Here is a 26362-nt window from a genome sequence, read left to right as displayed (position 1 = left end):
GTAAGGAAAGGAGCAGGTTATTGGTATGCATGATGTCATCGAGGTTGAGAACCTGAGCAAAAGCTTTCAAAGTCGGGGCAAGCAGGTTGAGGCGCTTCGTGGCCTGCATATGCGGGTGAAGGAAGGCGAGATTTTCGGCTTGCTTGGCCCGAACGGTGCGGGCAAAACCACTACGCTTCGCATCCTGACAACTTTGCTCTCACCGGATGAAGGCCGAATTCTGGTTGCTGGCTTCAATGTGGTTCGCGAGTCGCATCGAGTGCGTGCAGCGATTGGCTTTATTAGCCAGAAAGGTGGCACTGATAGCCTGTCGAGCGGTCGAGAAAATCTGTTGTTGCAGGCGCGGCTTTATGGGTTGTCCTATGGCGCGGCCCGGAAACGCGTGGCTGAGTTGATTGACACGCTTGATCTGGCCCCTTTTATCGATCGTCTGGCAATCACTTATTCAGGCGGGCAGCGGCGCAAGCTTGATCTGGCGCTCGGGCTGGTCCATAAACCCGGGTTGCTGTTTCTGGATGAGCCCACGCCGGGACTGGACCCACAGAGTCGTGCGGCTCTCTGGGAAGAGGTGCGCAGCCTGCACGCCGCAGGAACAACAATCGTGCTAACCACCCATTATCTTGACGAAGCGGATCATCTTTGCAGTCGCCTGGCGATTGTGAATGCCGGAGTGGTGGTCGCTGAAGGCTCTCCTGCACAGCTCAAACAGCAGATTGTCGGCGATGTCGTCACACTCGGACTTAGCAGCGCCGCGCGGCAGGCGGAACACCTGCTGCGGCCTCATGTACGTGAGCTACGGCTGATTTCTGAGGCAGAAGCTGAGAAGTTACAGGTCTATGTCGAAAATGGAGAAGAGCGGCTGCCTGCTCTGCTTCAACTGCTGAATAGTGCCGGAATCGCCGTGCATACCATTTCGCTGTCACGTCCTTCGCTGGATGATGTGTTTTTACGGCAGACCGGATTTTCTTTCAAAGATGCTGAGAAACAGACACCTCTGTGGGAGGGAAACCATGAAGCTATTCTATGAAACGCGCCTGCTCTTTGTCAGGAATGTGCGCCTCTCTTTCCGAAATCCTGCCTGGATTCTCTTCGGGCTCTTTCAACCTGCCTGTTACCTGTTGTTCTTTGCGCCTCTGTTAGACCCGATCAGCCGGATCGCAGGATTTCCTGCGGGAGGCGGCATGTTGGCCTTTACGCCCGGCTGTATGGTGTTGATGGGGATTTTCGGTCCGCTCTATAGTGGCTTTGGTCTGCTCCAGGAATGGCGTTCCGGCTTTCTTGAGCGCCTGCATGTGGCTCCTATCAGCCGTTGGGCGTTTCCTTTGAGTAAAATAGGGTATGATGTTCTTGTGCTGCTAGTACAGGTTATACTGATTGTGCTGCTGGCCTGTCTGATGGGGCTGCGTCCGGACATTCGCGGCGTACTACTCTCGTTGCTCCTGATTGCGCTGATGGGAGCTTTTCTCTCCGCCTGCTCTTATGCACTGGCCCTCTGGTTGCAGAGTGAGGATGCGCTGTCTTCTTTCCTCAGCACGCTCAGTATCCCGTTAATGCTGCTGTCGGGGATTATGTTGCCATTGTCGTTAGCCCCTGTCCTCTTACGGCTCATTGCCAGAGTGAACCCTTTTTCCTACGCGGTGACTGCCACACGAGCGCTGTTTCAGGGAAACTTTCTCAGCGGTGAGATCCCGCTGAGCTTCGGCCTGATGTTTGTCCTCACGCTGCTGGCACTGTTCTGGGCCGTGCGCTCATTCAAGCCTGCTCTTTGATGTTGCGGGGAGGGATCAAACATCCCTCCCTTACTTGCTTTGTCGCCAGTAGATCCCGTTCTCACGCTGCATCAACCCAAAATCGACCAGACAGCGGCGCAGATAAGCAAAGTCTGGATGGTAGAGTTTAAGCCGCTCATTGACCTCACGTTCCGCATAACGAATATTGGGCTCGAAGCGCTCAGCAAGCCATCTCAGAACAACCTTCAGCTTTTTAAAGCTGGCTGGTATTTCTTTCAGGTGGTGTCCATCAAAGAAGTTCCGCAGGATAACGCGTTCCCATTCCTCGCAGGCAAAGTCAGCGAATGCATCCGGACCTGAGGGCGCTTGGAAAGTTGCTTTCAACGTATTGAGTGTTTCTGTATTGAGTACATAGGTGGAATCCTGTGTTCGCGTCAGACCGCTAGCAGAGAGCCGCGCAAGGTGGTGAGCGATGACGTTTTCTTTCATCTGAAGCTGCTCGGCCAGTTCAGACAATGTGTGAGGCCTGATCGCCAGAAGGCCGAGGATTTTGAGCCGCTCTACATCGGTCAGTGTTTTCACAAGCAGTTCGGTAGATGGCATTGCGCCCTCCTTTTCTTGTTAGATAACTATCTAATTAGAAGTATATCTAAGAAAAAGAAAAAGTCAAGGCCATGCCTTTGGCGGAGTTCAATGTGAGAGGGAGGAGATACGCTTCCTGTGGCAGAAGCGCATCTCTGACAGAGCCGGGTTATTCCACGAGTTCAGCCTGTGCTTCCTCGTTCTTGATGGGAATCACACGGACACGAGCGACACGGCGTTGATCCATCTCCTCAACGCGCAGAACATAATGGTCAACCGTTACCTCGTCATTGATCCGAGGAATACGATCGATCTGCTCAAACACATAGCCGCCGATCGTGTGTACATGGGTATGCTCAATCGTGACGCCAAAGCGCTCCTCAAAGCCAGCGAGAGACATCAAGCCATCAATCGTGCTGGTGCCGTCTGGATGCATTTCTACTTCAGAGCGTACGCCCGCTTCCCGTGTATCGAACTCGTCCTGGACCTCACCGACCAATTCTTCAACGATATCTTCCAGCGTGACGATGCCTGCCGTTGAGCCATACTCATCAATAACCACTGCCATATGAGTGCGGCTGGTGCGCATCCGGGCAAGCAGAGTCTCAAGCGTAATGGTTTCGGGAACGGCCAGAATTGGGCGCTGTAGGCGTTGAATATCAAAGGTAGCGGATTCCGGGTGGGTATCAAGATAGGTCAGCACGTCCTTGATATGCACCAGTCCAACGATGGTATCCAGATTCCCCTGATAGACAGGATAGCGCGTGTAGCGTTCCTCAGAGATAATCTGCTTGAGCTGATCTAGTGTGACAGTGGTTGGCACGCCGACAACCTCAATGCGCGGGATCATCACATCATGGACAGTCTTATCGCTGAAATCGAAGACGTGGCGTAAAAGCTCTTCTTCCTGTGAGTTCAGGATACCGGCCTTACGGCTCTGGGTGACCAACATTTCCAGCTCTTCGACTGTATGAACAGAGGCGCTCTCGCTGGTTACTTTGAGACCTATCAATTTAACGGCCAGATTGCCGATTCCATTCATCAGCAGAATGAAAGGGTGGAAAATCTTCGCGAAGAGCTCCAGAGGTCGAGTGACAAAAAGTGATGTCCCTTCTGTGGCCTGAAGCGCGATTGACTTTGGCACAAGTTCACCAAAAACGATATGCATGGTGGTGATCAGAATAAAGCTGATCGCGACGGCAATACTGTGTGAGATTCCTTCTGCGAGCCCCTTCCCGAGCCAGGCGAACGGGGGCTCGATCAGGTGGGCGAGGGAGGGTTCACCAATCCAGCCGAGGGCCAGACTGGCAATAGTGATCCCTAACTGGGTTGCAGCAATATAGCTATCGAGATGATGAATCTGTCGCTGAAGGGTTTGTGCGGCTCGATTCCCTTCAACAACCAGTTGTTCTACCCGAGTAGAGCGAATTTTGACCAGGGCAAATTCTGCGGAGACAAAGAAACCATTTGCTGCTATGAGTACAATAACAGCCAGGATTCCGAATAATGAAGTGATGTCCATCGTTTGTTGTTCGTTTGCTCCTTTCGTGGTTCAGAGACCACTTCCAGCAATAGATGTGTGAATAGGGAAGGGATGTCTCTTCCCGATGACGTCTTGAGCAGTGAGTGCCATATCAGAAAATAGCCGGGGATGCATGCGGCCCCCTTTTCAGGACTTGAACGTACAGAATGGCCTGCCGTAAAATGTATTATGTAAAATAAGGCTGTATAGCTGCTGAGTGAACGCATGCCATAAGTTCCTGAAAGCATTTCTCGAGTATAGGCCCTGCTCCCTGATATATACGAGTATAGCAGAGATATGGTTTGATTATCAGTGTAGCTCCTTTTCTTTTTCACGTCACGCATAGAGTTTTTGCTGACATTTTCCCTCCTGCTGGCGTATTATGTTGTAAGGGTTCTGGCAACAGGGTGACGTTGCCCCCTGCTACTTTGGAAAGAAAGAGAGGCCAGAAGCACGATGGATCGGGGGAACAGACGCCCGTACAGACGTCGGTACCGTGAGGAACCGGAGCGTTACAAGCGTGCCTTCGACTATGATAAGTACGCGGAGGATGAGGAAGAGTATGACCATGCACCGCGCCGTCGCCCGCGTTCCAGGCCAACCGGCCCGGTAACCGCGCCGCGCCACTCCACACGATCACGCCGCCCGATCCAAAGAAGACGTGGTAGCGCCTGGCCTTCCCTGTTGCTTGGCTGCTTCTTTGGTATTTTGCTTGCGGTTGGTGGGGGTGCGCTGGGTCTCTTCTATCTTTTCCGCATGTCGCAGGGACAGGGACTGAATATCGGGCCATTGCCGCTTGGGCCGAAACCGTTTACGCAGGAAAAAACGGTTGAAGCTCCTCTTACTGCTGTCACGGCATTGCAAATTTGCAATATGCTCGGCAATGTTTCTGTGGAAGTTGACGCGCAGACGAAGAAACCGGTGATCGCCACAACAAAGCATGTGCAGGCAACAGATGAGAAGGAAGCCCAAAAGAAATTCAATGATATCAAAATCGAGGTCTTGCCGCCCGATCAGGAGAGCAAACAGCTTACCTGTAGCAAGCAGTTGAAGGATCTCGGGCAGCAGCCTGATCCGAACAGTACCTTGACGGTGAATACCATTATTCCCAATAGCCACGAGTTACTGCGCACGACCAATGATTCTGTTGATATCACGATCAAGCTCCCCACCACGCAGCCCGGCAATAGCAATGCTCTACCGCTGCAACTAAATCTGGAAGCGCCCGCAGGAAATATTCATATCGTTGGCGTTCTGGGGTTGATGCGCGTGCACGGAAGTGCTGGCAATATTTCAATAGAGCGCTCGGTGCTGGGGAATGGCTCAAAGATTGATACTGGACAGGGAAATGTTACCTTTAGCGGGCTGCTTGAAATGCCGTTTAACGAGCAGCAGAAAGAGAAATATCACTATTATATTACGGCGGAAAAGGGAGATGTAACTGTTTCTTTACCTGAGAGCATGAAAAACATCACGCTGGATTCTAATGTTAATGTCGGGACAATTCAAAGCGATTTCCCGTTGCGCTCGCTGACTCGTGAGGATGAGGGTGCGCATTACTATGGCCCGTTGAATGAGGCTGCGGGTGCTCCAGTTCCTGTCATATTGACGCTGAATGCCAGCACAGGTAAAGTAGAGATCCGAAAGGCAACGGAACCAGTAGGCCAGGTAATTCGCTCAGGATTCTATTTTGTGCCGGGATGAATAATGCACACTTTTTTCGTGAGCCAGATTACAGACAGGGATTGGTTTTCCTGGTAAATTTCTACCTGTGTTTATCCGCCGAAAAGAAAGGAGATACCGCACAGTCTATGCAGGAATGTCCTGTGCGGTAAGTGTATCAGGGTATGAATGGACAGCAAGCCCACGGCACGCTGCAAATTCTCTCCGGGTCACAGGCCGGGCAACAGGTGCCGCTCGTTGCTCCGGTGATGAACATCGGGCGAGACCCGGCGAATCAGGTAGTTTTGCCTGATGCGTCTGTTTCGCGCTTGCATGCGCAGCTATTACTCATGAACAATGGAATGTGGAGTATCAAGAAGCTGGCTCCACAGAACGTCTTGACCGTAAATCAGAGGCCGGTTGAGCAGGCCCCACTGAAGCATAATGATGTGATTGTCCTGGGGAATGTGACGATGACATTCTTACAGGTGCCTAACGCTGTGGCGGCTGGCGCGCCCTCGTTCCCGCCGCAACAACAGTACGGGGCTCCGGACTTTACTGCGACCCGAACTATAGGAGCCGGTGAGATGCCGGGGCGGCCATCGAATGCAGGAGGCCAGAGCGCTGGTGTGCCTTCAATCGAGGTGAGCACCAATATTGACTCTGAGCGGCACAATTATCCGCTGACCCCGGACAAGCAGGTATTTAATATCGGGCGCGCGCCTTCCAATGAGATTGTAATTGAGAAGCCAACCGTCTCGGCATTTCATGCGCAGATTTTGCGAGAGGGCAATCAGCTTGTCTTTGTGCATCCGCATCCTGGGAAAGGCAGCACCACAAACGGCATTGTCTATAATGGGCGCCAGATTCGGGGAACCGAACAATTTCGCAAGGTTCTGGAACGTGGCGATATCTTCCGTATCAGTGATGGGAACGGCACCTTTGTTACATTGGCTTACAATGATGGAACCGGTGCTGTACAGGAGGTAGTCCCCGAGGTTCGCCCGATCCCGCTTGGGGCTCCAGTGATCACGCTTGGTCGTGCGCCGGACAATCATGTTGTGCTGAAGCATGTGCAGGTTTCGGCCCATCATGCCCGCCTTGAGCAGGTAGGAGGCGGTTATAGAATCGTTGACCTGCGCAGTAAGAACGGCCTGTATGTCAATGGCATGCGGACCCGCGTTTCTGACCTGCTCAAGCCAGGCGACGAGGTGCGTATTGGTCCATTCAGGTTTATTTACACGGGCGAACAACTCACCCAGCAGGACGAAAGTAATGGCATTCGAATTGACGCGCTGAACCTGAAAAAGACCGGAACCAACAACGTCATCCTGTTGAATGATATCTCCATTGCTATTCCACCGCGCAAATTTGTAGCGCTGGTCGGCGGCTCTGGTGCTGGTAAATCGACGCTGATGGACGCCTTGAACGGTCTGCGTCCCGCGCATCAGGGAGCTGTCTTCTATAACGGACAGGACTACTACCAGAATATGGCAGCCTTCAGCACACAGCTTGGCTATGTGCCGCAGGACGACATTATTCACCGAGAACTCACCGTTGAACACGCGCTGTACTATGCGGCCAAGCTACGCCTGCCCGAAGATGTCAGTGATGAGCAGATTCGCCAGCGTATTGATGAAGTGCTTGACGATGTGGAGATGACCGGGAGGCGCAAGCTCTTGATCAACAAGTTGTCTGGAGGCCAACGCAAGCGTGTCTCGATCGCGCTGGAATTGCTGGCGAACCCGAGCGTCTTTTTTCTGGATGAGCCGACCTCGGGCCTTGATCCCGGTCTGGACCGTAAGATGATGATGTTGTTGCGGCGTCTGGCAGACAAAGGCCATACAATCGTTCTGGTCACGCATGCTACCAACAATATCAATGCATGTGATTATGTCTGTTTTCTCGCTCAAGGTGGACGCCTGGCCTATTTTGGGCCGCCGGATGGTGCAAAGGCCTATTTCGGGAAAAGCGATTTTGCCGAGATCTATACCTCGCTTGAGCCAACCGAGGAGAACCCCAATATTCCGGCAGAGGCGGAGATGCGCTTCAAGCAGTCGCCTGATTATCAGCGTTTTGTGGTTCAGCAGTTGCAGCGTGGGCCGGCAAACCAGATGAATGCAGCCCGCATGCAGCCACAGGCGCTCAAGCGGCCAAAGCGAGGGAATCCGTTCCGGCAGTTTGGTATTCTCTCGATCCGTTATCTGGAATTGCTGCGAAACGATGTCGGAAACCTGCTGATCCTGTTGCTTCAGGCGCCGATTATTGGTTTGATACTCTTCTTTATGGCACAGCCCTACATCTTTAAGGAGACAAGCCTTGTCTCTTGTCCGCACCCGAAAAACATGTTTACACAGCAGGGTGGGATCACAGAAGACTGCGGCGATCTGGAAAGACAGCTCAATTCGCCCCAGGGGAAGTTCTATCTTCAGGAGAAGGGCAAAACCAAGCAGCAGGTTATAGACGAATCGGTGAAGCCGGGCTCAGGAGGCAATGGACAGAAGATCCTCTTCATTATGTCGTTTGCCGCTGTGATGTTCGGGTGTATCAATGGCGCACGTGAGATTGTGAAGGAGGCCCCGATCTATCGGCGTGAGCGTACTGTCAACCTGGGAATCGCGCCCTATATGTTCTCCAAGATCATCGTGCTTGGGGTGCTCTGTCTGTTGCAGAGCCTGATTCTGGTACTCTGTATTCAGCTCAAGACAGGCTTCTATCATAGCGTCTTCTTACCGGCCTTTTTAGAGATCTATATAACAATGGCGCTCACCTCCCTGGCTGGTTTGATGCTTGGTCTGATGATCTCGGCGCTGGTGCCGACCAATGACCGCGCGATGAGTATGGTGCCAATCGTGCTGATTCCGCAGGTGATCTTCGCGGGTGTCATCTTCTCGCTTGATGACCCGAAGATGCTCCAGATTCCGGCGGCATTCTTCCCCTCACGCTGGTCGATGGCGGCGATGGGGACCACCGTGGGTCTGCGCGGTGACTCGCTAGGCGCTGACGACTTCTCCTATGTCAGTATGCTGTACGGGCATGCCACGCAGAGCCAGGCCTTTCAGCACCTCTTGCTGACCTGGGGGGCCCTGGCGCTGATGATTGTGGTGTTTGCGGTGGTGATTGCGTTCTGCCTGAAACTGAAGGATGTGCGGAAGTAGGAGAGAGAAAGGGAACGTTGTGTGCAGGCGTTCCCTTTTTCAGGTGAAACCATCGAAACTGCACTTGTCTATGGCCTATCTTTTAAGAGGAATAAATATACGTATCAATGAGAACAATTCATACCTTCTTATAAAAGAGGTATAACCGATGAAATGGCATGGTACTTATTGGCAAGTTGGTTGTCGTAAAGTACCGTGGTGTGCTATTGTAAAGGTGTTCTCATAAGGACTGTCCAAAAAGAGGGAACGAGAAAGCCTGCATGTTACTGAACAAACATGTTATCGTCGGTATTTGTGGGGGGATTGCATGCTATAAAGCGGTCGATCTGGTCAGCAAGTTACAGCAGGCCGGCGCGCTTGTGGATGTGGTCCTGACCGAAAAAGCGGACGAGTTTGTACGCCCGCTGACCTTTGCAACCGTGAGCCACAGGCCGGTCTATAGTGACCTGTGGGAGCCTTCGGGGGAGGCGGCAGAGAACCATATCAGGCTGGCCGAGGAAGCGGATATACTGGCAATCGTTCCCGCAACGGCCAATACCATCGCAAAGCTTGCCCACGGTATTGTAGATAATATGCTTACCGCCGTAGCATTGGCGACACAAGCTCCCTTACTCCTGGCACCTGCAATGTACAAACATATGTATACGCACCCCGCCACACAGGCGAATCTAGCCCTTTTGCGTGAACGGGGCGCATTTCTTGTTGAGCCGGAGGTTGGGCGGTTGGCATCTGGGGCTATCGGCCCCGGGCGTCTACCGGATACAGAGACCTTGCTTGGAGCTATCAAGCTGGTCCTGGGCAAGAAAGGAGATCTTGCCGGGTGCCGCGTTGTCGTGACGGCAGGTGGTACGCAGGAACCAATTGACCCCGTTCGCTATGTGGGCAACCGCTCATCAGGAAAAATGGGCTATGCTCTGGCGGAGGAGGCACGAGATAGAGGCGCTCACGTCGTTCTTATCAGCGGGCCGGTCTCGTTACCTGTACCTTATGGCGTCGAGCTGCGCAGAGTCGAAACAGCAGCACAGATGCAGGCCGCTGTTTTCAGCGCCGTTACCAATGCCGATGTATTGATCATGAGCGCCGCTGTGGCGGATTTCCGTCCGGCACATCCGGCCTCTCAGAAGATCAAGAAACGGCTCGGTGGAGGTCGTGGGGCCGGGGAAGGGGAGAACACAGGGGAACAGGCAACGGACGGCAGTTTTTCACTACACCTGATAAAAAATCCAGATATTCTGGGTGAACTGGCTCAGATGCAGGATCTACCCCGTCGCTTGGTACGGGTAGGGTTTGCCGCCGAGACTGAAAATGTGGTAGAAAATGCAAAAGACAAGCTGCACCGAAAACAGCTTGATCTGCTGGTTGCCAATGATGTAACCCGCTCTGATAGCGGCTTTGGCACCAATACCAACAAAGTCACTCTTTTTCATGCCAATGGTGTAATGGAGGATCTGCCGGTAATGCCCAAAACAGGCGTTGCGGCGGCGATTTGGGATCGTGTTGTGTCCCTGTTGTCCTGAGTAAGTTGGGAGGGCGTGGCGCTGTGATGGGAGCTTTTGTTTTAGAATTATTGGGTACTCGAAGTACGCAGGAGGAATCCAGAATGGATCGTGCTGCTAGCGCTGGGTTTGAAAATATCGCACAGATGCTGCTTGAGCAGAAAAAGTTAATGGATGCGTTAGAGGCAGAAAACCGCGAGTTACGACGCCAGCTCGCCGATCTACGGCGTGGTGTTGGTATTGCAGTTGTGATTGATGGCAAGACTATTCAGTTGGCAACCGAGCCGGCTTCTTCTTCTTCGTCCAATTCGCAGGCGTTGCAGAGCTTGCAGACGCTACAGAATACACCGCAGTCCTCGCCAGCCAATGGCGGACAGAATAACTATGCACAGAATCGCCCCTCAAATGGGCAGAATACGGTGAATCTGAACGGCGAAAAACGCGAGAATAATAACTCCGCTCGGAGCCCGCTGGCCGATAGCTTTGTACTCTAACTCTTTTTCAATCTAAAAAGACAATAGAAGAAACAGTCTGTATTTGCGCGGACTACTCCAGTACAGTATTGTTCTGAGGAATGAAGGCCGTGAAGACGTTCATGTTTGTGGAGCATGGGGCGACAACGCTGACAGTACTCCCGGAAAAGCAGGCGGCCTGCATGCCTCTGCTTATCCTCATGAACGTTTTGCGACAGTCCTCAACGGCTGTTGTGGATTGAAACGAAACAGATTACAGAAAAAGTGCACAAGAGAGATGTGGGTCTCTGTCTTTCTAGAAAAGAACAGGGCTGCACATCTCTCTTTTTTGGACTGGTTGGCATAAAAAAAGCCCTGCAAAGTGGGTGCAGGGCAGAAGGCGAGTCTTCCAGGGTGCACTAACCTCCGGCATGGGGATGATTCTTTTCCTTATTGATACGTAGAATTTTGAGCATGTACTGCTCCGAATTCAGGTAGTAGGGGTTGCGCTTAATGTACTTTCCGACAACAGAGATAGGATGCAGCTTGAGCATCTCAACAACCAGATTGGGCAGTAACTTGCTGTGGTCGTAGTGCATCAGTGCAATAATGGGCGCGTTCTGAAACGTAAATACGGCATCAGAGGCGGCCTCGTATTTGAGAATTTGTTCCGGAGTAGCGATATCTTTTGAAAGCCAGGTCATATCAATCGAGATGCGCACGGCCTTCCAGCCCTCGCGAAGCGCCTGCGCGATAAAAGTCTGATGTGTAGATAGCAAATAGTATGGGTCAAAGCGTTTTCCACCTGCTAAAAAGGGCTCACGTTCCTCATAGAGGACAAGCTGACCGGTATCAAGGAGGGCTTTCACATCAACCTGTAATTTCTGAAGCTCATCACAGAGTTCTTTGACCTGTGCAGGGGCGGCGGCAAAAAGACATTTCTCTGAATTTGCCAGACCGACCCGGAGCAGCCGTGCTGTCACTGCCGGAATCTCTGTTACTTTACTGTAAAGCTGGCAGATATGTGAGCCAGGCGGAATACGCTCTGATTTACCTTCAACACTAAGATCCATTGCCTACCTCCGCTGGGTGCTACTGGCCTTCTCCTGTTCGTGCCTGATCTTTGCACGAACTGCCTGATTGTAGGCCTTGATGCTAGCCCAGGCCGAGAAGCCAAAGAGTATGAAACCGAGGACTATTGCTCCGGCGAGCCAGATAACCGCTCTCTGCAATGATATACCTGCAAAAATAACAACAAGGAATATCATAAGAACAAGAGGAATGGTGAACAATATGGCCCAGGTTGCAATAATACGCTTACTCTGGCCTGGCGTCAGTTCATCATTACCGTTAGCGGGAAACACTAAGCGGCGTGCAAGTGAGAACTTTTGCGGCTGGCTCTCCATAAGGCTTATAGCTGCCTTTCTTTCCATTGATAGTGTAGCCATCGGTGGAGGATCTCTTCTGCCTGATTCAGAATGCGTACTTCATTTTGATAGGTCAGATGGCGGCTGGCTTCATGGAGCGAGAACCATTTGACCTGATCGTATTCCTGATCATGAAGCGAGATATCGCCACCGATAGCCTCAAGTAAAAAATGACGAACCTGTTTATGATAACGGATGTGCTCGCGCACAAATGAATAAGAGATGCTGCCGATATAAGCGATCAGGCGCACCTGTAAACCAGTTTCTTCCTGAACCTCGCGCAACGCGACCTGTTCAATTGTCTCACCAGGCTGTGGAGTGCCTTTCGGCAAGACCCAGATGCCCGCGTGGCTTCGACCAACAAGGACAACCTCTACCCTATCGGCCTCTTTCATCGAGGGGTCAGATGCATGCCCTGCACTTCGAGCTTCTTTTGTCTGCTGTCTGGCAGGTTTGTACCCATGCGCCCGCTTGTGTCTGCTGTGTCCGAAGTGTTGATCTGGAGAGCGCAACGGGACAAGGCGAAAGACCACTCCACCCGCCGAATACGCCCGCATAGTGCGATTTCGCTCCATTTTTTTGCAACTCTCACCCTCTCTAAAACCACCAGAAGCGCGGCGCGAGTACCTTTGCTTGACTCCCCAAAAGGAGAGGATGTGCGAGCGGCAACACGTCATTTCTGTTGAGTCTTCGTGGCGCGTTGCGTTGCCTACACATCTCTATATCGACTATACTATACAACATTTTCTTTCTCCTCTGCCCTGTTATTAGCCATCATGGGCAGAGGAAGAGAAACGTGATTCCACACGCCCATACTATACAAGCAAGCAGGCGAGTTGTAAAGAAATCATTATTTGTATTACCACCAGAACAGGTATACTCTCTGTCCTGGCGAGAAATATGTGCGAGTATAACCAAAGCGTCTGGCAGTGTCAAGCCAACATGCGACGCACTGCCTCTATATTCCGAGTTGGCGTGTCTGGCGCGAGGGTACAGCCGGGAGCCAGCAAGAGATGCTGTGTGCCGGTCTTTTCCAGTATCTCTGCAACGTTCTCCTGTATCTGTTGTGGCGAGGTGCTGGTGCGAAGGAGATCGGTATTCAGGCCTCCCATTACGGCCTTGCCTGAACGACGCATCCCGTCCAGGAGATCGGGGTTCCCTTCTTGCTCAATTGCCCAGTTAATGGCATGCACCGGATAGGCTGCCAGGAGATCGAAGTGCATCTGTGGTCCGCAGTTGTGGAGAATGGTCAATTTGCTGCGGCTCTTAATGGCGTCCAGCAGCTCAAGGTCATACTGTTCGCCAAATTCCCGGTACTGGTCTTCGCTGAGAAGGGGTGCGTTCGCCCACCCATTCGTAGAGTAGAAGATACCGTGTGCGCCCTCTTCCAGACAGGCAATTGCAAAGCTGGTCAGCGTCTCGGTAATCACCCGGAGGGCCGTATGCATGGCGGTGCGATCCTCATGGATGGTGTGCAGGACGTTCTCGACGCTGCCTGCAATGTAGCGTGCAACGCTCAAGGGATTGAAAAGGGTCTCCACAAAATAGGCTTCAAAACCAAGCGAGTGGTTCATCAATTGGAGCGCAAGCAATTGCTCACCAAACGCCCCCTGATCCGGTTCTAGCGGGCGCAGGCGTTTCCAGTCGGAGGCTCTGCTGATAGGAGTGCTTTCCAGAATAGGCGGCGTAGCGCCATTATCTGCCGGGCGATAGCGGGCCTTCCAGCCTTCGGCATGATAGCAAGCGCGTGGCGTCAGTCGAACATAATCCCAATCGTAGCGGCTGTAGCTTTCCAGTGTGGCTTCAACCAGGGCCTGAGCGCTCCATTCGCGCCGATAATCGCGGCTCCACATGCTCACTGGAACTCGATCAACAGGGAGGCCCTGTAATGCCGCTTCAACACGTTGTTTTTTGTCCATGCGTTGTCCTTTCCTGACCTTGAGTTGTGCTTGAAAAAGCGTTCCGTAAGCGTTGGCAGGTACACCTTGCTCCGTTGTGGAGAAGAAACGGCTCCTGGAGAAGGCCACAGTTCGATGTGTATCTACTCATAAGCAAGAAGTTCAGTTATCCAGTTCTTTGAAGCGATAGCCCAGGCCCCGCTCGGTCAGAATATATTTTGGGTGGGCAGGGTCTTCTTCGAGTTTTTGCCGGAGGTAGGTGATATAGAGGCGCAGATAGTGGGCCTCATCCCGATACTCGCGCCCCCAGACCTTTGAGAGCAACGTTTCGTGGGTCAGGAGACGACCGGCGTTGTTCACAAGATGGTAGAGGAGACGGTATTCAGTAGGGCGTAAGATAACCTTTTTGCCGCGCACAATGACCTCTCGGCGCGAGAAGTCGATCTTCAGGTCTTTGTCAACGACAATTTCCGTCTTACGAGCGGGAGGAGCCATCAGTGAGCGGCGCAGCAGAGCACGAATACGCGAGAGGAGTTCTGGTGGGCTGAAGGGCTTGGCGATATAGTCGTCTGCCCCCAGGTCCAGGCCACGGATTTTGTCCTGCTCACTCTGGCGAACCGTCAGCATCACAACCGGGACAGTGGAGACCTCCCGAATGGCTTTGAGTGTCTCGAAGCCATCCATCTCCGGCATCATCACATCAAGCACTACCAGATCGGGGAGATTTTCGCGTAGCTGTTCCAGGGCTTCCAATCCATTGGCTGCTTCGATCACCCGGTATTGCTCTAGCTCTAGATTCATACGCACAAAATCGCGGATACGCGGCTCATCGTCCACGATCAGGATAGTCATATCACGTTGGTCGAAAGCTTCCATCTCCATTTAAAACACCACCATTGGTAAATGAGCTTGCTCTTCACGTGGCAAACTGAATGAGAACGTTGAACCCTGGCGAAGCGCGCTATCTACCCAGATGCGGCCCCCATGCGCCTCGACGATGGCACGACAGATGTAGAGCCCCAGACCTGCACCCGGTGTAGACTGTGCCAGAGGATCTCCTAGACGCCGAAAACGCTGAAAAATCTGTTCCTGGTCACGCAAGGAGATGCCCATCCCGGCATCTCGGACACTGACGATCACATCATTACTTGTTGCACGAGCTGCAATAGTGATTGCAGGCTTATCTGGAGAATATTTTATCGCATTATCCAGCAAATTTTGCAAGACCTCTTCGATTCGATCCCGGTCTGCCATTACGGTTGGCAGATCCGGGGAAATGTCCAGCGCGATATCAAGGTCCGGGTATTTCACCTGCAAGCGCCTGATAACACGGTGGATGAGTGGTTCCAGTTGAAGGGGGGCCACATCCATCTGAAGCCCCTGGGCTTGAATACGTGACGCATACAAGAGATTTCCAACAAGCTTATTCAGGCGATCTGCCTCATCCTCGATTGCATAGAGCCGGGAACGCACGACGTCGGGCTTGAGCCGTGAGCCGGCGCGGGCCAGGGTTGAAGCATACCCCTTGATAATCGCGATGGGGGTTTGCAGTTCATGTGAAATGACCGAAATAAAGGTTGAGCGCTGCTCTTCTTGCTCCCGTTCTCGACTGATATCGTGGACAGTCAGTATACCGCTCACTGGTTCACCTCGCGGCGAGCGGACACAGGAGGCTGTAACCCGAACGTCAACCGATTGCCCATCACGGGTTGTAATAATCATATCACGGTTAACCAGTGGTTGACCGGCAAAGCATTGGAGAATAGGCGAATCCTGAAGTCCCAGTTCATTTCCCTGGCGATCACGCGGACGTAAAACCGTAAAGTAGAACTGCCCGAGCACCTCACTCTCGTGCCAGCCCGTCAGGCGCTCCATTGCCGGGTTAAAGTCGATGATGCGCAGGGCGTTATCAACGGTTAGAAGCCCTTCTGTACTGTGATGAAAGATGGCTGCCAGGCGATCCTGTTCTTTCACCAACGACTGCGCCTGAAGTGCAAAGCGCAGGGAGGCGGCGAGCTGTGCGATAAAGAGGAAGATCGGGCTTCTCTCTCCTGCCTCCGTATCGGTTGTCTGTTCCAGACAGGAACGCTGTCCAACCGGGCGCAGAAAGTGGAGCACACCAATCGGGCCATGCTGGTCAGTGACCGCAAGCGAGCAGCATTCTAGTTCTGCTGGAAGCTCATGTACATCTGCTGGCAGACCCACACGCAACTGTTGCGTAAACTCTGGCTCGGTCATCTCAATAATCAAAGGATGCCGCGAGGTCGGTTGCAGGCTCTCCTGTACGAACGAGAGGAGAGGGGCCAGCGCGCTTTCTTCCAGACGATACAGAACATATTCTGTTCCACTGCGGGGATCGAATGCCTCATTGGAAATGACAAAGACACCGACTTCGCCACAGAGAAGACGGATTGCGCTGCCAATCAGAATGGTCATTTGATCTTGCAGGTTATCAACTGTCTGTATCCAGGACATGTATGGGCTCCGCTCGCAGAAAATTACCGCTGTCAGTGTAGCATACCTCTACACAGAAAGAAAGAGAGGTATCTGCTGCACCTGAACTGTTCAGTGGCAGGGTGAAGGTCCTCTTTGCTTGTGCGACATGACTCGTTTGCAATAAGTAGCTCGGTATGCTAGCAATTCTATCTTTTGACTGCTATTTTAGCACAGAGGGCCGTATGCTACAAGCTATACGGCTTTTCAGGGAAAATGGTAGAAAGGATAGACGCGGCTAAGGCAAGTTGCTATACTTTTGAAGCGATACTGAGGCGAGGAAGTGAGAGAAAAGTGTATGCATATCGATATTTTTACGCTCTTTCCGGGCATGTTTCAAGGCCCATTTACCGAGAGCATCTTAAAGCGGGCACAGGAGCGGGCTCTGTTGAGCATCGCGCTGCATAATATTCGTGACGCAACAACGGATAAGCATCATGTGGTCGATGACTATCCCTATGGCGGCGGGGCTGGTATGGTCATGAAGCCCGAACCGATTTTCCGGGCTATTGAGGCGGTGTATCAGGGCGGGCCGATCATTTATCTGACGCCTCAGGGGCGCGTGTTCAATCAACAGATCGCGCAGGAACTGGCGCAGGAGGAGCGCCTGACATTCTTATGTGGCCACTATGAGGGCGTCGATGAGCGTGTCATTGAGCATCTGGTAACGGATGAGATTTCGATTGGTGACTATGTGTTAACCGGGGGTGAGCTGGCGGCGATGGTGGTGGTTGATGCGGTGGCACGTTTGATTCCAGGTGTTCTGACCGAAGGCTCAGCACAGGAAGAGTCGCATAGCAGCCAGATGCTGGAATATCCCCATTATACCCGCCCCCCCGAATTTCGTGGCTGGCGCGTTCCTGATATTCTTCTTTCGGGCCATCATGAGAACATCGCACGCTGGCGCAAAAAAGAGGCGCTGCGCAGAACCAGACAACGCCGACCGGATCTCTTTGCCCGGCTGGACCTGAGCAGCAAACAGGATCAGAAGTTGCTGAAAGAGCTTGACGCGGAGGAACAGGGCTGAGGAAGCGCCCGCATTGGCGGGCCTTCCCGAACATGCTAGATCACCTTATCATTGGTTCCTGCGAGCTGACGCAGCAACTCAAGCTGGCCTACATGGTAGGTTTCGTGCCAGACCATCTGATGCAGAAGACTGAGCACAGTATCCCCATTGACTTCCTGTGTCAGAAGTTCTGGTGTTGCAGCTTGCAGGCTCTCTTTGAGCAGGGCTTGTGCCCGCTTGAGCTCTGAAAGCAGCTGTTCAAGGGTAGGAAGCTGGGGGTCATAGCGGGTAATCGGTTCAGAATCGCGTGTATAGAGTGTGCGCGTGGTCTCTGGAAGGGCCAGTTGTGTGTTACCCAGAATGAAGAGCATCCTTTCTCGGAAACAGAGAATGTGACCGAGAATCCAGTTCATACAGTTCCCCCTGACGGGAGGCTGGAGAAAACTGTCCTCATTCTTCAGTGTGTCGGTTTGTTGCAGGATGACGCCAGTGTTCCGCTTGATCGTGGGATAGAGAATGCTTCTAGAATCCATATCTATTTTTTTCTCCTTGTTCTTCAGTATATGCCAGTGGTCTAGCCTTTTCAAGGAGAAAAGATGCAGCATTTTGCATTGACTCACGATATATAAAGAGAACGATCAAAGAGACGTGGAGGCAGCAGGGATGCAACAACGACCGGTCGAAGTGCTGCATCGCGCAGAACTGGCACAGTTATATCAAATATATGCCCCGAAACTGCTGGACTACATCAGGCGGTACGGCGCTTCTTTAGAGGACGCAGAAGACATTCTTACTGACGTCTTTGTGGCTGCGATGGAATATACCTCTTTTTCGACATTGACAGTGCAGCAGCAACAGGCATGGCTCTGGCGAGTCGCTCGCAATAAGGCGGTGGATCTGTATCGCCGTTCGCGCCGCTTCTCTCTGCATTCCGATACTTTCGCCGATGAGCGGACCGATGGAGTAAGTCCAGAAACGCTGAGCCTGAAACAGGAGGAACAGGAACTGTTACTTCGACTTATTCAAGAGCTTAGTCCTGAGCAACAGAAAGTGCTTGCGCTGCGTTTTGGCGAAAATTTGCGCTGTGCTCAAATCGCAGAGCGGATAGGCAAGCGCGAAGGCAGCATTCGCTCTACGCTCTCGCGCATGATGAACCTTTTGCGCCGCAATTATCATACCTATGACGGAGGAGGTAGCAGCCGTGGAACCACATGATGAATTCTTCAGCCCTGAATGCATTGATGAGCAGATAGATGAATTGCTGGCACAGGGTGTTGAGCAGCGTGATGGCCGTCTGGTACAGCATCTTCGGCAGCACTATGAGGCCGCGCAGCGACAACAGGTGCTGGATCGAGCCTGGAAACGCGTTCAGCTCGCTCAAGAACAGCGGCTTGCAATGGAGCCTGTTCACCTGAAGCGAAGGCATGAGAAGATCACCCCCCCGGCGCATTCACTGCGTACACTCTGGTTTCGCCTGGCGCTTGTTGCTGTCATTGTGCTGATGCTTGGGAGTCTAACGCTGGTGCTTGGTATGATGACGCGAAACAACGGGAGCGCGAGCCCTGTCACCCCCATTGTGACGCCGACACCAACAGCGATCCCTCCCACGTCTGCATTGCCGACACCAACCATACAGGCCACACCCCAGAGGCCTATACCAACGCCAACGATCAACTCGACACCCACGGTGCCCACACCATTACCAACGATCAACTTAACGCCGCAGATTCCACCGCTGCCCTGAAAAACAAAAAAGGGAGAGCACTCAATGCTCTCCCTTCATTTTTTCTGACGCTAGAGGAAATAAATGTAAATGGGGAATGTCAGCGTATAGAGCATCGCCATCCACAGAAGCCAGTTATTCCTGGTATACCAGGCATGGAAGACCATTGCAATGACAAGCCCCGTCGAGAGACGGCCTGCCGAGACCAGCTCAACATAGGAGAGCCGGGACATAAAGATCACCAGTAAGAGATTGAGCAGCCAGGAAATCCACGTAGCGGTCTTCCAGCGGTTGTGTCTGACCTCAATCAGAATGTAGAGGATGTTGAGCACTGTTGGCACAAACATCAGGATCAACAGCGGGAGGAAGCGGCTATTTCCCTGAAAGACAAAGAGACCTTGAAAAGGGATCGGCTCAAAAGAAGGTGCGTAGCCGAGCCCGGTCGAACCAAAGATAAATTGCAAGCAGAGATACCAGACTGGCAGTGGAACCAGTGAGATCAGTCCGAAGATGAAGGCATTGCGCCACTCGCGATTCAGGACCAGAATCGCAACGTAACCCAGCGGGAAGAGAATCGCAGTTTCGCGACACAGGCACCCCAACCCCATTGCAATTGCCGCAAGCAGTGTCTTTTTGTTGGCAAGCAGCAGAAAGCCCAGGCAGACAAAGAAATAGGCGATGGGCTCAGTCGTGTCAAATACAAAGGCCGTTGTCTGTCCATAGTAGAGCCCGATGGGCAGGCTAAACCAGGGAGAAAGCTGATGCTTGCAGAGCAGACGGGCAACAAACTCGGTCGCGAGCACGATCGAGAAGAAGTTCACCAGCAGAAGCACCCAGGGAATCAAGGCTGTCATACCGCCCAGGCTCAGGAGATAGACCAGCATCGGATAGAGAATACGCTGATAGCGATAGGGGGCATTATCCATTCTCCAGGCGGCGTGGAGCGGGTCCTGAGCGATGTAATAGAAGAACTGACCGTCGTATCCTGCTGTGTGCGTATTGGGGGTATGCGAAACGCGGCCCAGATGCACATAGGAGAGGATCGAAAAGCCATGAAAGCGGGCCATAAAGAGAAAGAACAGGATATAGAGAAGCCCGACAATGACCGATGGGCGAAGCAAGAAATGCTGTTTTTTCCTCTCGCCAGAAAAGAACTGAGAAATAGATGCTGTGAATGCGCTGCTCATAGGTGCTAGCGATAACCCTTTCTTCAAAGACTTTATCCATTAGCTGAAACGAGTGAGGGTCGGGAGAAGTAGCAGAAGTGGGCATGAAGAAGCATCTAATCTGGAGTCGGAACAGTTGACGTTTTCCTCTTGAAGGAGGAAGATAGGGTGAGGGTTGCCAACCCGGTGTGAGGGGAGAAGGGGAGTTTGTGGAGGAGGTCACTCCATTGAAACAAGAGTGGGCGTATAATAGAGCGCAGGAGCGATCAAGTGAGATGGTGCAGTGTTCACAGAAGTAAGGAGTGCCGGGAAAGAAATATGTATAGCAGCTTTTCAACAGATATCCTTCACGTTATAATACGATGGCAGATTCGCGTAGGAGCGAGACATGACTGAAAAACAACGCTTTTTGGTACGGTTCTGGGGGGTGCGAGGGAGCTATCCGACTCCCGGCAAGCACACGCTACGATATGGTGGAAACACGTCCTGTGTTGAGGTGCAGGCGGGCTCACATACCTTGATCCTTGATGCGGGCAGTGGCATTATCCGCCTGGGAGATGAGCTGATGCGGCGGATGAAAGGGCAGGAAACAGTTCACCTCTCGCTGTTTCTCACGCATGCACATGGTGATCATCTGGTAGGGTTCCCCTTTTTTGCTCCTCTTTTTGATATGCGCACCAACATTCACCTTTTTGGACCGCGGTTGGCTGGACGCAGCATCGAGCAAATTCTTGTCCCGCTCATGTCTCCTCCCTACTTCCCGGTAGATGTTCGCCAGCTTCCCTCTCATCGCATATTCCATACCATTTCCGATGATCAGTGTATTGTCTGGGATAGCTGTCAGGCGGAGCCGCGCATGAATGGCAAATGGCATACCCGTACCGGAGCAGTGAAAGAGCAGGATACCGAGCTACGAGTGGTGACCAAATTTACGCGCTCTCACCCCCAGAATGGAGCCGCATTTTATCGGATAGAATATGCCGGGGTACGGGTAGTGTACGCGACCGACGTGGAGTGGTGCAAAGGGTGTGACCCCGATTTTCTTGAGTTTATCGAGGGTGCGGATCTTCTGATTCATGATGCGCAATATACTGAAGCCGATTATCGGGAGCTCAAACATGGGTTCGGACATAGTACAATAGAGATGGCGACGGAAGCTGCCTGTGCGGCCCGGGTGAAAGAACTGATTCTTTTCCATCACGAACCCACCTACGATGACGACCAGTTGGATGCGATGGAAGCGGAGGCCCAGGCGCTTTTTGCCCATACTCGTTCTGCACGAGAAGGAATGGAGATAGACCTGTTAGCATAGAAAAGGACTGTACCGGCCATGATGATAAAGTTGAATGTGATACTGGCCCTGATGCTGATTGGCTCGTTTCTGGTCGCGATAGCCCTGCATGAATGGAGTCACGCGGTGGTGGCCTCGTGGCTTGGTGATCCAACTCCGCGATCGCAAGGGCGCAAAACGCTGCGTATTCCTGCGCACATTGATCCGCTCGGGCTGTTGATGTGTCTGTTCATGGCTTTTCAAACGACGTCGTACGCAGTGGCGCTCTTTGCCGGGCTGCATCCCTTCGCCGGGGTGGCCCTGGGATGGGGGAAACCAGTGCGTACCGATCCCTGGAAATTGCGTGGGGGGGCAGATCGCGGCACGATCATGGTTGCCTGTGCTGGCCCCCTGGCAAATCTGATTATCGGGATAGTGGTTGCGCTTGTCTTACGCCTGTTAACGCCCATCCTGGATGGGGCAGGAGTATTTCAAGGCATCACCGTGGGTAGTATTGTAGTCACGCGTTGCTTGCAACTTCTGGCCGTCTTTGCTACTGTTAACGTTGGGTTGGCGATTTTCAATATTATTCCGCTGCCACCCCTGGATGGCTACAAGGTGCTGTACGGCCTGTTGCCGGTTCAGCAGGCGAAACGCTATGCGAATTGGGCCGAACGTTATGGCATGTATACTGTTCTGGCAATCTTCTTTCTTGTCCCCTTCTTTTTCGGCCTGATCGGGTTGGGGGCGTTCGCCTGGCTGGACAAGTATATTGTACTGGGTGCGTGGGCCATCCTGTCACTGATATCTGGTATTGATGTTTCGGCTCTCTATCTTTATTAGGTAGCTGGATGGTTCTATGTTTCTGGAAAAAATACTGTATCGTTTGGGACAGGTGAAACAACAACTGGGATTTGTGAAACCTCTGACCAACGAAGAATATGCGGAGGTAGCGCGTCTGTTACCTCCCGCCGCTCAACGCCTCTTTTTAACGATGTCAAGCGCCGACCAGCGGCATAGCCTGCGGGTCTATCATGGTCTGCAAGCCCGCGGGTGCCAGGATCTGGATATGCTGGCTGCTGCGTTGCTCCATGACGTGGGCAAAGCCGAAGGACGGGTTCCATTCTGGACACGCCCTGTGATTGTGCTCGGTAAGCTCTTCGCGCCCGGACTCCTGCGCAAGGTCGCGATCCATCCTGCTGAGTTTGAAAGGCAGCAGGCGCCGGGCTGGCAACGCTCTTTAAGCTATGCCTGGTGGCATGCCGATGTAGGCGCTGAACTGGCCGCTCGGGCTGGACTCTCGGCGCGTTCCGTGCTCTACATTCGGACTCACCATCAGGATCATGGTCCAGCCCATGAACTGCATCTGGTTGATGAGGTATCCTGATCATGGCCGATCAGATCGGGGAAGAGGTGCAGGAGCTTCAAGAGGCTCAATCGGCACGTGAGCAGGCGCGGTATGTGGTCCATCTGCCGATTTTTGAGGGGCCACTTGACCTGCTGCTTCACCTGATCGAGAAACGCCAGATGGAAATCACCACTATTTCGCTGGTCGCCGTCACTGATCAGTATATGGAATACCTCGCTCGCTGGGAAGAAGAGAAACTTCCCCTGGCGAATATGGCGGCCTTTGTGTCAATCGCTGCTCGGCTCCTGTTTATCAAATCACAAAGCCTCTTGCCGCAAACTCCACGTGAAGCGGAACATGCAGAAACGAGTGAAGCGGCTGCAATGGCCGAAGAGTTGCAACAACATCTGCTTGAATACAAGGTGGTGAAAGATATTGCACAGCTCTTGAAGCAGCGCGAAGATGAGGGATTGCAGACCTATGCTCGTTCTGGCTTACTTGCGGGCATCGAGGCACAGCTTGCCTGGACGCCGCCCACATTGACCGGACTGGAAGTGCAAGCTCTGGCTCGCGCCTTTCAGCGCATCTTAGAGCTGCAAGCACGGGATGAGGCGCAGGGAGATCAGCTTCTCCCTGTGGCGCGCGTCCGGGTAAGCGAGCGGATCGCGGTGATTACAGAGTATTTGCGTGAGCGTGAGCCCGTTTCGCTGGCCGAGGTGCTGGCGGGGGAACAGTCGCGTTTTGTGATTGTAGTGACGTTTATTGCGGTGCTGGAAATGTGGAAGTGGCAGCGTGTCGAGGTCACGCAAGAAGAGCTTCTGGGCCCGATTCTCCTGTCGCGCGGGGCCCGTTGGAATGCACAGGAACAGGACCAGATCGAAGATTGAGCCTGCTCCTGGTTTAGGAAGAAAGTCACTCCCGCTTGAGATTTCCGGTACCGTGTTTCAGTATGTCAGGGAAGGCCATACGACGCGGTGCAGGCTGTGCTGGTCTCACGCAAAAGGTTTGACAGTAAGTGACTCAAAGATTATACTAAGAAGAGACTAAATCGGTAGGAAAACAACCATTTTCAGCGTCTTTTCCTTCATTACACCAGTCAGCACTCTGTGGCTTTTGCATGACTGTTTTGTACAACCGCATGCCCTTTATCTGAAGCAAAGAGCGGAAGAGGACACATCACCAGCCAGGTGATGTCTTGCTTCTGTTTCTCTAAAAGCGAATGTATAGAAATAGATTGTTTTGTGAAACGATCGAAGCAGGAGAGAGAATAGAGCGATGGACAATACGCAAGAGACGATGAACAATCAGCAGCCGACGGGAAACGACAATCAGCAGTCAGCCGAGCAGACGAATGCAGCCGAGGCCCGCATTGCCGAGCTAGAGGCACAGCTTGAGCAAGCTCGCAAGACGGCTGAGGAAAACTGGAACCGGTTTGTACGCGAACGCGCTGATGTTGATAATATCCGCAAACGCATGGAGCGTGATGTTGCTGGCCGTGTGCTCCACCAGAAGAAGGCGCTCTTTCAGCAGTTGCTCGATGTTATGGACAATGTAGAGCGGGCGCTGCGCTTTCAGGAGACGATGGACAAGCAGCAACTTCAGCAAACCCTACGCATGTTGCACTGGCAGATGAATGAGGTGTTGCGAAAAGAGGGCGTGAATCCGGTGCCCGCCGCTATTGGTGAGAAGTTTAACCCATATATTCACGAGGCTTTCGAGGCGGTTGAGACGAACGATGAGCCGGACAAAATTCTTGAAGTGGTGCGTGCAGGCTATACACTCGGGAGCGAGACCCTGCGACCTGCCAGCGTCAAGGTAAGTAAGGCCATCACAAATAACGAGAATGCCTCTGAGTCGCAGAACAACCAGTAGCGGAGCGAGAACGCTGCTATAGAGCGAGGTCGGGATATGGAGTACAAAGACTATTACAAAATACTCGGAGTGACGCGCGGAGCCAGCACGGATGATATCAAAAAAGCGTTTCGGAAGATGGCGCGGAAGTATCATCCAGATGTGAACCCTGGCGACAGAAAAGCGGAGGAGAAATTCAAAGAGATCAACGAGGCATATGAAGTGCTCTCTGACCCGGCAAAAAGGCGCAAGTATGATACGCTCGGGCCAAACTGGCAGGAACAGTTCGGCGGTTTTGGTGCCGGTCGGAGCGCATATCGTTCGCCTTTTGACTTTGATCCGTCCGGTCCCGGCTTCTCCGACTTCTTTGAGGCGCTTTTCGGTCGCCAGGCTGGCATGAGTGGAGGACGCACCACTGTCCGAAACGATTTTCGGCGGCGGGCGGGTGATAACATAGAGCAGTCCGTTGAGGTCTCGTTACAGGAGGCATATACTGGAGCGTCGCGTACCTTTAGCATCCAATCAACAGAGGTCTGTCCGATCTGTCGAGGCACCGGCATTACCGGAACGCGTGAATGCAGCCGGTGCAGTGGTCAGGGATCGCTGGCACACACCAAGCGGATTCAGGTCAAGATTCCCGCGGGAGTTGATAACGGCTCGAAGATCCGTATCGCGGGCGAGGGCCAGCCGGGATTAGGCGGCGGGCCGCGTGGCGATCTGATCTTTATCGTGAGTATCAAACCAGATCCGAAGTTTGAGCGCAAGGGTGATGATCTCTATACAGATGTAGAGGTTCCACTGGTGAACGCGATGCTTGGCGGTGAGGCACAGGTGATAACACCAGATGGCAGAAAGCTATTGCTGACCATTCCACCTGAGACACAGAATCATAGTACCTTCCGACTGGCAGGCAAGGGTATGCCTCGCTTGCGTGGCGAGGGACATGGCAATCTCTATGCGCGGGTCAGAGTTGTGCTGCCCATGCGGCTGTCAGAGGAAGAGCGTGGGCTGTTCCAGCAGCTAGCTCGAAGCCGAGGTGTTGAGGTGTGAACGTAGGCGCGGCGAAACGAAACAGAGGTTCGTGGCTGCTTGCCCGAACGAAAGGAGTGACCGATGCCAGAGAGAAATGAGGGCGCATGGTATATTATCAGCGTTGCGGCTCAAAAAGCAGAGGTGCACGAACAGACGCTGAGGCATTACGAACGACTGGGCCTCATTTCGCCTGCACGCAAGGGAAGTAGTCCGCATAGTCCTCGTCTCTATTCAGACCGCGATATTGATCGTGTCCTCCATATTCGCAGGCTGATGCGTGATCTCGGGGTGAACCTTGCAGGCGTTGAGGCGATCCTGCATATGAAAGACCGCATGGAGCAGATGCAGGAAGATCTTGAGAAGCAGATAGAGGAACTTCGTGCTCAGCACGATCAAGAAGTGCGCCGTCTCAAGGAAATCATCGAGCGCCTACAGCAGCAGCGCGGCAATGAGTCTTCGTCATCTCCGATTGTGCAGAAGTACGAAGACGAATAAAGCAAGGGATGGTGGTGAGCCTTGCTTTTGAAGCGGGAAAAACAGGGGAGC

Annotated in this window: 27 protein-coding genes; 17 read left to right on the top strand and 10 right to left on the bottom strand. The window is 52.8% G+C overall.

Annotation, left to right across the window (positions count from 1 at the left end):
• The first annotated feature begins 25 nt into the window (after positions 1-25).
• Both EI42_RS22890 and EI42_RS22885 read left to right on the top strand, forming a co-directional pair.
• On the top strand, positions 26-1027 hold the full coding sequence (locus tag EI42_RS22890) for an ATP-binding cassette domain-containing protein (RefSeq protein ID WP_111324971.1): 1002 nt from the start codon (positions 26-28) through the stop codon (positions 1025-1027).
• Positions 1011-1769, top strand: coding sequence for an ABC transporter permease (locus EI42_RS22885; RefSeq protein ID WP_170142836.1), 759 nt, complete (start codon positions 1011-1013; stop codon positions 1767-1769). Before EI42_RS22890 ends, EI42_RS22885 begins: the two co-directional genes overlap by 17 nt.
• 30 nt (positions 1770-1799) lie before the next feature.
• On the opposite strand, the gene EI42_RS22880 is transcribed toward EI42_RS22885, so the two are convergent.
• Together EI42_RS22880 and EI42_RS22875 are read right to left on the bottom strand one after the other, a co-directional pair.
• The gene (locus EI42_RS22880; RefSeq protein ID WP_111324969.1) at positions 1800-2333 is read right to left on the bottom strand and encodes a DUF2087 domain-containing protein; all 534 of its coding nucleotides are present in this window, start codon (positions 2331-2333) and stop codon (positions 1800-1802) included.
• A gap of 148 nt (positions 2334-2481) precedes the next feature.
• The gene (locus EI42_RS22875; RefSeq protein WP_111324968.1) at positions 2482-3834 is read right to left on the bottom strand and encodes a hemolysin family protein; all 1353 of its coding nucleotides are present in this window, start codon (positions 3832-3834) and stop codon (positions 2482-2484) included.
• Between the two features lie 456 nt (positions 3835-4290).
• Here EI42_RS22875 and EI42_RS22870 point away from each other — a divergent pair, with 456 nt between their 5' ends.
• From EI42_RS22870 to EI42_RS34465, 5 genes are all read left to right on the top strand, one after another.
• On the top strand, positions 4291-5538 hold the full coding sequence (locus tag EI42_RS22870) for a DUF4097 family beta strand repeat-containing protein (protein WP_111324967.1): 1248 nt from the start codon (positions 4291-4293) through the stop codon (positions 5536-5538).
• Positions 5539-5681: 143 nt separating this feature from the next.
• Positions 5682-8654: an FHA domain-containing protein gene (locus EI42_RS22865; RefSeq protein ID WP_111325011.1), complete on the top strand. Its 2973-nt coding sequence runs from the start codon at positions 5682-5684 to the stop codon at positions 8652-8654.
• A gap of 260 nt (positions 8655-8914) precedes the next feature.
• Positions 8915-10171 (top strand): bifunctional phosphopantothenoylcysteine decarboxylase/phosphopantothenate--cysteine ligase CoaBC, encoded by a 1257-nt coding sequence (gene coaBC, locus EI42_RS22860; protein WP_111324966.1) that lies wholly within the window; start codon positions 8915-8917, stop codon positions 10169-10171.
• Between the two features lie 83 nt (positions 10172-10254).
• Positions 10255-10644 (top strand): hypothetical protein, encoded by a 390-nt coding sequence (locus tag EI42_RS22855; protein ID WP_111324965.1) that lies wholly within the window; start codon positions 10255-10257, stop codon positions 10642-10644.
• Between the two features lie 89 nt (positions 10645-10733).
• Positions 10734-10865 carry a hypothetical protein gene (locus EI42_RS34465; protein WP_281278943.1) on the top strand — a complete coding sequence of 44 codons (132 nt, stop codon included), beginning with the start codon at positions 10734-10736 and terminating at the stop codon, positions 10863-10865.
• A gap of 156 nt (positions 10866-11021) precedes the next feature.
• On the opposite strand, the gene EI42_RS22850 is transcribed toward EI42_RS34465, so the two are convergent.
• From EI42_RS22850 to EI42_RS22825, 6 genes are all read right to left on the bottom strand, one after another.
• Entirely contained in the window at positions 11022-11675 is a 654-nt protein-coding gene (locus EI42_RS22850) for an MEDS domain-containing protein (RefSeq protein WP_111324964.1), read from the bottom strand.
• 3 nt (positions 11676-11678) lie between these two features.
• The gene (locus tag EI42_RS22845) at positions 11679-12050 is read right to left on the bottom strand and encodes a hypothetical protein (RefSeq protein ID WP_137686138.1); all 372 of its coding nucleotides are present in this window, start codon (positions 12048-12050) and stop codon (positions 11679-11681) included.
• The gene (locus EI42_RS22840; RefSeq protein ID WP_170142835.1) at positions 12014-12604 is read right to left on the bottom strand and encodes an NUDIX hydrolase; all 591 of its coding nucleotides are present in this window, start codon (positions 12602-12604) and stop codon (positions 12014-12016) included. The genes EI42_RS22845 and EI42_RS22840 overlap by 37 nt, the downstream gene beginning before the upstream one ends.
• 357 nt (positions 12605-12961) lie before the next feature.
• Positions 12962-13948, bottom strand: a complete 987-nt coding sequence (locus EI42_RS22835; protein WP_111324961.1) for a uroporphyrinogen decarboxylase family protein — start codon at positions 13946-13948, stop codon at positions 12962-12964.
• 141 nt (positions 13949-14089) lie between these two features.
• The gene (locus EI42_RS22830) at positions 14090-14809 is read right to left on the bottom strand and encodes a response regulator transcription factor (protein WP_111324960.1); all 720 of its coding nucleotides are present in this window, start codon (positions 14807-14809) and stop codon (positions 14090-14092) included.
• On the bottom strand, positions 14810-16402 hold the full coding sequence (locus EI42_RS22825; protein WP_111324959.1) for a sensor histidine kinase: 1593 nt from the start codon (positions 16400-16402) through the stop codon (positions 14810-14812). It lies immediately after the preceding gene.
• A gap of 316 nt (positions 16403-16718) precedes the next feature.
• Here EI42_RS22825 and trmD point away from each other — a divergent pair, with 316 nt between their 5' ends.
• Positions 16719-17447 carry a tRNA (guanosine(37)-N1)-methyltransferase TrmD gene (trmD, locus tag EI42_RS22820; protein WP_111324958.1) on the top strand — a complete coding sequence of 243 codons (729 nt, stop codon included), beginning with the start codon at positions 16719-16721 and terminating at the stop codon, positions 17445-17447.
• A 35-nt stretch (positions 17448-17482) separates the two neighbouring features.
• On the opposite strand, the gene EI42_RS22815 is transcribed toward trmD, so the two are convergent.
• On the bottom strand, positions 17483-17959 hold the full coding sequence (locus EI42_RS22815; RefSeq protein WP_170142834.1) for a DinB family protein: 477 nt from the start codon (positions 17957-17959) through the stop codon (positions 17483-17485).
• A gap of 130 nt (positions 17960-18089) precedes the next feature.
• Between EI42_RS22815 and EI42_RS22810 the strand changes: the two genes are divergently transcribed.
• Together EI42_RS22810 and EI42_RS22805 are read left to right on the top strand one after the other, a co-directional pair.
• Positions 18090-18641 (top strand): RNA polymerase sigma factor, encoded by a 552-nt coding sequence (locus EI42_RS22810; RefSeq protein ID WP_111324956.1) that lies wholly within the window; start codon positions 18090-18092, stop codon positions 18639-18641.
• Positions 18628-19170: a hypothetical protein gene (locus EI42_RS22805; protein ID WP_111324955.1), complete on the top strand. Its 543-nt coding sequence runs from the start codon at positions 18628-18630 to the stop codon at positions 19168-19170. The genes EI42_RS22810 and EI42_RS22805 overlap by 14 nt, the downstream gene beginning before the upstream one ends.
• Before the next feature lie 50 nt (positions 19171-19220).
• Here EI42_RS22805 and EI42_RS22800 read toward each other — a convergent pair whose 3' ends face one another.
• Positions 19221-20336 carry an AZOBR_p60025 family cell surface glycopolymer formation protein gene (locus EI42_RS22800; RefSeq protein ID WP_111324954.1) on the bottom strand — a complete coding sequence of 372 codons (1116 nt, stop codon included), beginning with the start codon at positions 20334-20336 and terminating at the stop codon, positions 19221-19223.
• Positions 20337-20703: 367 nt separating this feature from the next.
• Here EI42_RS22800 and EI42_RS22795 point away from each other — a divergent pair, with 367 nt between their 5' ends.
• The 7 genes from EI42_RS22795 to EI42_RS22765 all read left to right on the top strand — a co-directional run bounded on the left by EI42_RS22795 (position 20704) and on the right by EI42_RS22765 (position 26311).
• The gene (locus EI42_RS22795) at positions 20704-21627 is read left to right on the top strand and encodes an MBL fold metallo-hydrolase (protein WP_111324953.1); all 924 of its coding nucleotides are present in this window, start codon (positions 20704-20706) and stop codon (positions 21625-21627) included.
• Between the two features lie 18 nt (positions 21628-21645).
• Complete coding sequence (locus tag EI42_RS22790; RefSeq protein ID WP_111324952.1) at positions 21646-22428, top strand: site-2 protease family protein; 783 nt, start codon at positions 21646-21648, stop codon at positions 22426-22428.
• Between the two features lie 43 nt (positions 22429-22471).
• Positions 22472-22972: an HD-GYP domain-containing protein gene (locus EI42_RS22785; RefSeq protein ID WP_211326316.1), complete on the top strand. Its 501-nt coding sequence runs from the start codon at positions 22472-22474 to the stop codon at positions 22970-22972.
• A 2-nt stretch (positions 22973-22974) separates the two neighbouring features.
• Positions 22975-23820 carry a segregation and condensation protein A gene (locus EI42_RS22780; protein ID WP_111324950.1) on the top strand — a complete coding sequence of 282 codons (846 nt, stop codon included), beginning with the start codon at positions 22975-22977 and terminating at the stop codon, positions 23818-23820.
• A 388-nt stretch (positions 23821-24208) separates the two neighbouring features.
• Positions 24209-24805, top strand: coding sequence for a nucleotide exchange factor GrpE (locus EI42_RS22775; protein WP_111324949.1), 597 nt, complete (start codon positions 24209-24211; stop codon positions 24803-24805).
• A gap of 36 nt (positions 24806-24841) precedes the next feature.
• Positions 24842-25834, top strand: a complete 993-nt coding sequence (locus tag EI42_RS22770) for a DnaJ C-terminal domain-containing protein (RefSeq protein WP_111324948.1) — start codon at positions 24842-24844, stop codon at positions 25832-25834.
• A 63-nt stretch (positions 25835-25897) separates the two neighbouring features.
• Positions 25898-26311, top strand: coding sequence for a MerR family transcriptional regulator (locus EI42_RS22765; RefSeq protein ID WP_111324947.1), 414 nt, complete (start codon positions 25898-25900; stop codon positions 26309-26311).
• Positions 26312-26362: the final 51 nt, after the last annotated feature.

Origin of the sequence: Thermosporothrix hazakensis, assembly GCF_003253565.1 — a bacterium.
Lineage (GTDB): Bacteria > Chloroflexota > Ktedonobacteria > Ktedonobacterales > Ktedonobacteraceae > Thermosporothrix > Thermosporothrix hazakensis.
This window is presented reverse-complemented; position numbering and strand designations above follow the sequence as displayed.